General features: G+C 52.4%; 5 protein-coding genes and 1 pseudogene. All 6 read right to left on the bottom strand.

All coding sequences use genetic code 11. The features are described from left to right. Positions 1–123: 123 nt before the first annotated feature. The gene (locus ACBR42_RS16770; protein ID WP_371208788.1) at positions 124–468 is read right to left on the bottom strand and encodes a hypothetical protein; all 345 of its coding nucleotides are present in this window, start codon (positions 466–468) and stop codon (positions 124–126) included. A gap of 221 nt (positions 469–689) precedes the next feature. Beyond that, on the bottom strand, positions 690–1,586 hold the full coding sequence (locus ACBR42_RS16765; RefSeq protein WP_165927371.1) for a ParB/RepB/Spo0J family partition protein: 897 nt from the start codon (positions 1,584–1,586) through the stop codon (positions 690–692). 4 nt (positions 1,587–1,590) lie between these two features. After that, entirely contained in the window at positions 1,591–2,616 is a 1,026-nt protein-coding gene (locus tag ACBR42_RS16760; RefSeq protein ID WP_132306680.1) for an AAA family ATPase, read from the bottom strand. 238 nt (positions 2,617–2,854) lie between these two features. Beyond that, on the bottom strand, positions 2,855–3,781 hold the full coding sequence (locus ACBR42_RS16755; RefSeq protein WP_132306682.1) for a replication protein RepA: 927 nt from the start codon (positions 3,779–3,781) through the stop codon (positions 2,855–2,857). Between the two features lie 358 nt (positions 3,782–4,139). After that, positions 4,140–4,976, bottom strand: coding sequence for an IS5 family transposase (locus ACBR42_RS16750; protein ID WP_132306684.1), 837 nt, complete (start codon positions 4,974–4,976; stop codon positions 4,140–4,142). A gap of 50 nt (positions 4,977–5,026) precedes the next feature. Continuing rightward, a pseudogene (locus tag ACBR42_RS16745) lies at positions 5,027–5,589 on the bottom strand (hypothetical protein); the annotation flags it as partial.

Raw genomic sequence — 5,589 nt, 5'->3', positions numbered from 1 at the left:
CGCCCGCATCAACGACACTCCCAACCCACGCCTCCATGAACTCCTGCCCTGGCATTGGAAAACCATTGCTCAAGGCGAGAATAACGTCGCTGCCTGATCACGCCCGCGTCTCTCGCCGGATGGTTACCGGATGGCATCAGGGACCGTGCCACCCACCGAGCTGGCCCACAGGCGCAGGGGCTTGCTGTGCCGACCATCCCATGTGAGCGCCTCGCACTCCTTCAGCAGACCCGCCTGCCGGGCGTCACGATCGCGCTGGGCGCAGACGTTTTCGTTGCCGCCGGCCCAGCGTCGGCAGGGCTGACCAGGTTCGGCATCACAGCCGCGACAGGGCAGGGTGATGGCCGGATCTCCTGCCATCCAGGTGACGCCACAGCGGGTGCAGGTAAGCGGAGCGGTCACGTTGGCCCAGCGCATCGGGGCAGGCGGGCGAGGGGAGGTTGCAGTGGGAATACGGTGTGGGCGCATGATGCCTTTCTCCATTTCTGGTTTTGACATCATCCGCGCGACCGGGCCGCGACGGCCGGGGCAAGGGCGCCGCCTGCGGCGGGATCGGCGCGGCTACGCGACGACCCACCCCTTGCGCCGGGCGGCGGGGGCTGGTGTGCCCTCTCATAGTCCCATTATAAATGCGGCCGCTATGCAACGTTGCATAGCGGCCGCATTATCTAAAAAGCCTATTGTCTGTGTTATTTCCCATCTGACTTTGATAACAGTAAGTCGATGGTGCGCCGCGCATCCATAAGCACGTTTCTGTCCTCACCAGACAATTTCAACGCGCCATGGGGTAGTTCCCGACATTTTTTTGAAAAGTTCTTAATAGCCGCTAGCGATAACGATACCTTAGACTTCCGCCGTCGCGGCAAAGGCTCGGCCGACTTCTCTGTTTCAGACAATGATTGTGTGCTTCGTGACTGATTGGCAACCGAAACTGTAAGTTCTCCCGAAAGGGCTTGTCCCATCAGTTCGGCCCGGCGGGCATCATCCCGTTCTCTAACTATCGGCACCAGAACATTCACTGGTATTCTCAATTCCGACGCCGAGTTAAGAAATTCCTCAGGTAGATTCAGTATTCGAAGCGACCGATTAATCCTCGGCTGGCTTAAACCGATTTGACGCGCCGCCTCACTTTGTGACCAACCATTATGGTCGATCAATTTCTTTAATGCACGCGCTTCGTCTACTGCAGACAAATCCACTCTTAACAGATTTTCAACTAAACTTGCACTCGCGTAATCGCCACTATACTCAATAGCGAGAAGCGACGACCAACCAAGCTGGCTTGCTGCACGCCAACGACGTTCTCCCGCAACAATAATCCAGTCGCCGTCTTTCTCTGGTCGAGGACGAACAAGAATGGGTTGAAGTTGCCCGTGTCGCTCAAGCGAACTTGAAAGTTGTTCGAGTTCGTTTTCATCGATCACTTTCCGCGGCTGCGAAATATCCGGGAATATCTTATCAACGTCAGCTTCAAATGTGTGATGAAACTTACTACTTTCTAAGAATGGTGTTGCCATTTTCTCCATTAAACCCGCTTGAGCTGTAAGAAATGGCGATGCGGGTCGAGCTTTAAATTGTCTCGCCATTGGATTACTCCGGTGAGATGTTTGTTGATAAGACGTCCGTCGCCAGCAGGGGTGACGTTCCACGCGATATAGCTTCTGCAAGCCGAATATATGGACGTACAGCAGCATTCCGTGGAGTAAGCTCGGCAGGTATTTTAGATTCCCACGCAGCATTGCTGTATGCCGTGCTGCTCGGAACAGGCTCCAGAACGGGAGCGCGGTTTCGCAGCACATTAATGAGATGTGTTACAATTCCGATATCAACGTATTGCGTTGGGGAAAACTGGGTAGGAATTATCCCGCCAATTCGTAACCGAGGGTTAGATCGACGATGGACTTTCGATATTGTATCTAAGACTAAATTCACGCCCATCACATCATAAGGTTCGGTACGGACGGGTATATACACAACGTGCGCAGCAGTAAGCGCCATCCAAGTCAGGAATCCTAAGTGAGGAGGGCTGTCGATTACGATAAAATCGTAATCCGCTTTCACAGACCCAATAGCCTCCCTTAATAGCCCCTCAGTACCGGGTTCTCTTCGAATATCCACCTCAGCCAGGTCGATGTGACTAGGGGCAAAAGAAAACGGAAGACAACGTCCGGATGATAATTCTGTACCTTTAGGTAATATTACTTCTGAAAATGCCACATCCTTCAACAGCGAAGCCTCTAAAGTACGCCCATTCCTATAAATATCAACAATATCGTCACCAACCAGCGCTGAAGTTGCGCTAGCTTGAGGGTCTGCATCAATCAAAAGGACCCGATAATTGAGTCTAGTCAAAGAAAATGCAATATTTAGCGCACTAGTTGTCTTTCCTACGCCACCTTTTTGGTTGGCGAATGTAATAACTTTGGTTTCTTGCGGGGCCCGTTTTAGTAGGGCGTCCAATTCAATTGTAACGTCTTGAGGTACCGGCTGCTTATTATTCTCCCAGCGTGAAATTGTGTGCCGGTCATAGTTGCGCTGAAGACGCTCATTAAGAAGATCTTTTAACTGGGACTGTGATAATCCGAGCTGGTGTCGGATCGATTTGAAGCCGGACATGGGGCGCCTCGCTCTTAATGGGTGCCCATATCTTCGCACCATCAACAATCAACAGTCAACACCAACAATCAACAGATGTGTGCGCTTTAGCGATGGATAGTCTGGACTATACTCACGGTCCTAAGCAGATTACGTTCTTTGGCGAAAAACTGAGTAACGCTGGAATAAGCTCTTTTTCATCTCAAATGCTTCCGGCGTATGTGACCGTGAGTATAGTCCAGCCTGCCAGAGTCATTGACTATGATCGGATACGGCTTACCCGTTCTGCAACAGGAGGAGGCGACGGGTGTAGGGTTAAACCCATTTTATCATCTATATCGACATTTGCTTCGGGGTAGACTGAAAGAGCGAGTTTCAACGAGGGCATCACATCGCGCCGAAAAAACCGAAGTTCTTTATACTCAGGTCCGAACTGACTTTTTAATGCCGCCCATGTCACTTTCACCGGCACGGACAAAACGTGAAGACGGTAAGCTAGCCAAACATAAATATCGATGGCCATCGATTTTCCAGATATCTGTCGTATGGCGATCTCTCGTAGTGGCAGAGGATGCTCTATCAGTGACTGATAGAATGACTCGTCTAACCGAACGACGTCATGCCATAGACAAGGTTGCGCGGAATTTATAGTTTCGACGGGGAAAATAGCATCACGCACAAACGCTCCATTACTGACAAATTCAGCTCCCGCTTCTTGGCGAAAAAAGGTCAGTCTGCATCTGCTAATGCGACGACTCTGCTCTTTAACAAGCCGGTAGGTTTTACCGCCTACTGTCAAATTCATAGCAGCCAACCAGGCGTTCATGGACGCTCCGAGTTCGACATCTCGACTTCTGTTTCTTACCGCTTGGGTTTGAAGGTACAAAAGTATCAGTCGTGCTACGGAGCCGTATGGGATCCCAACGGGATTTTTCTGTGAATCTAGTCCACTCTCAACAAGAAGTTTTACAGGCCCCCCATCGCGTTCCCATACGGTGGAAGCAGTTTTTCGGTGAGGCAGAGCAGCCATAGCAAAACCAGCATGGGCAATTCCGATTTGTTGCTGCTCGTCCGTCATAACCGCGTGAGCTGCGTCTACGCACACGCGAGCATTCTTATCTCCGGTCGCTAAGCGCCGAGTTTCTTCCACTCCATGTTGCATAAGCAAATGATGCACTTCCGCCATATCCGCACCCTGCTCTAAACCATGGGGATAGGTCAACTTGGACTATTCTCACAGTGGTAAGCGTTTTGATCGCATGCCTGTTGGACTGTTCTCACGCGCAAGATTGGACTTCTCTCACGGGTCTAATTGTAAGTTTATTTGTTAGTATATCTATTTGCTATGTGAGCAGGGTCCAGTGGATAAGCGCGATTCGCGTTAGGACAGTCCAAACGAGCGTGAGAACAGTCCAATGAAAGGCAGGGGTAGGTAAAAGATCTTACCAGACCCTTGTGGATGACCCACTCCACCTATCAACGTGAGGAAAGTCCAAACGCTTCGATTGAGATGGATTTATCTATGAGCCCGATCCGAAAGTTCTTCAACCCTGACAATGCCTTGCTGTCCGTCGTGTGAGCATGCGGATTGAAGCGATCAGTGTCCACGCGGTTGATGAGGCGATGGATTTTTCCCAATCTTTGGCCAGCCGCCTGCATCGTCCCAGCCAGGCGAATGTCCGTTCAACCACCCAGCGGCGCGGCAGGATTTCAAAGCCCTTTGCCGTATCGGATCGCCTGATGATTTCGATGGTCCATTTTCCCATGGAGGCAAGTGCAGATCGCAGTTTGTCGCCAGCATAGCCGCCATCGGCGAAGATGTGGCGCAGCCAGGGAAAGCGCCTGCGTATTGCTGCCAGGACATCAACGGCCCCATCACGGTCCTGAATATCGGCGGCATGAACGAGGAGAAAGATCAGGAAGCCACAGGTGTCCGTCACGATATGACGCTTGCGGCCCTTGACCTTCTTGCCCGCATCATCGCCAGAAAGCCCGCCACTTTCCGTGGTTTTCACCGACTGGCTATCCATCACGCCCGCGCTCGGGGAAGCTTCGCGCCCCTCAATCTCGCGCAGGGTCATGACCAGCACCGTATTCATGACTTCGAACAGTCTCGCCTCACGCCACGCGTAAAAGTAGCGCCTGACAGTGGATACCGGCGGAAAGCATTTCGGCAGCAGGCGCCACGCGCACCCGGCCGACGCTATGTAGAGTATGGCGTTGACAACCTCGCGCATATCCGTCGTGCGAGGGCGACCGCCCCGTTTCGCCGGGGGCACGAACGGCATGATTAAGGCCCACTCCCCGTCCGTCATATCCGATGGATACCGCAGTCCTTCCCGGCTATGTTCACGTCGGGCAATACCAGTCCATGCCACCATTCACTCCATCTCTTTGCAAAGACGGATGAATCACAACTGACTGGTATTGTTCAAAAACTTTCGGATCGGGCTCTATGCAACGTTGCATAAGTGGATTCGCAGAAAAACCGTAATGAGTTTTTTGTGGTGCGGAATTGCGCTCTGTTTGTCCGCCGCTCACGATTGCTTACATTACATTTTATCGGTCCGGTCAAACACAGATCCAGCTCCTTCGCACTCTCGCAAAAAAGGGCTTGAGCCGTGACCGTTCCCAGTTCCGGAATACTGGCCAGCACGTCCCAGCGCTGGGACAGATGCGCATCTTCCGTCACGAGCGCGTCAGTCGGCGCATCGAGCGATGTGATCTGCGCCTCGATCTGCAGCAGGCGATGACGGCGTGGCGCTGCGGCAGACTGATCGTGAGGGTTTTTGAGACGATTGAGCGTTGCCGTGCGATCGCGCATCAAACAGCGATGCGTGGCCCCCATTTCGGCAAGGCGGTTCTGTAGATGGAGGGTTCGAAAAACCCTCTGGTATTGAGGTCTGCTCTGTGATTCCATTTTCCTTGCGTTGATTGGAGTATGGATCATGAAGCAGGCGGGATTTTTTGACGTTGAAGAGCGGCTTGCCCGGC

The organism is Komagataeibacter sp. SM21 (assembly GCF_041402665.1).
Lineage (GTDB): Bacteria > Pseudomonadota > Alphaproteobacteria > Acetobacterales > Acetobacteraceae > Komagataeibacter > Komagataeibacter saccharivorans.
Note: the sequence above shows the minus strand (reverse complement) of the source record. Positions and strands in the feature narration are given on the sequence as shown.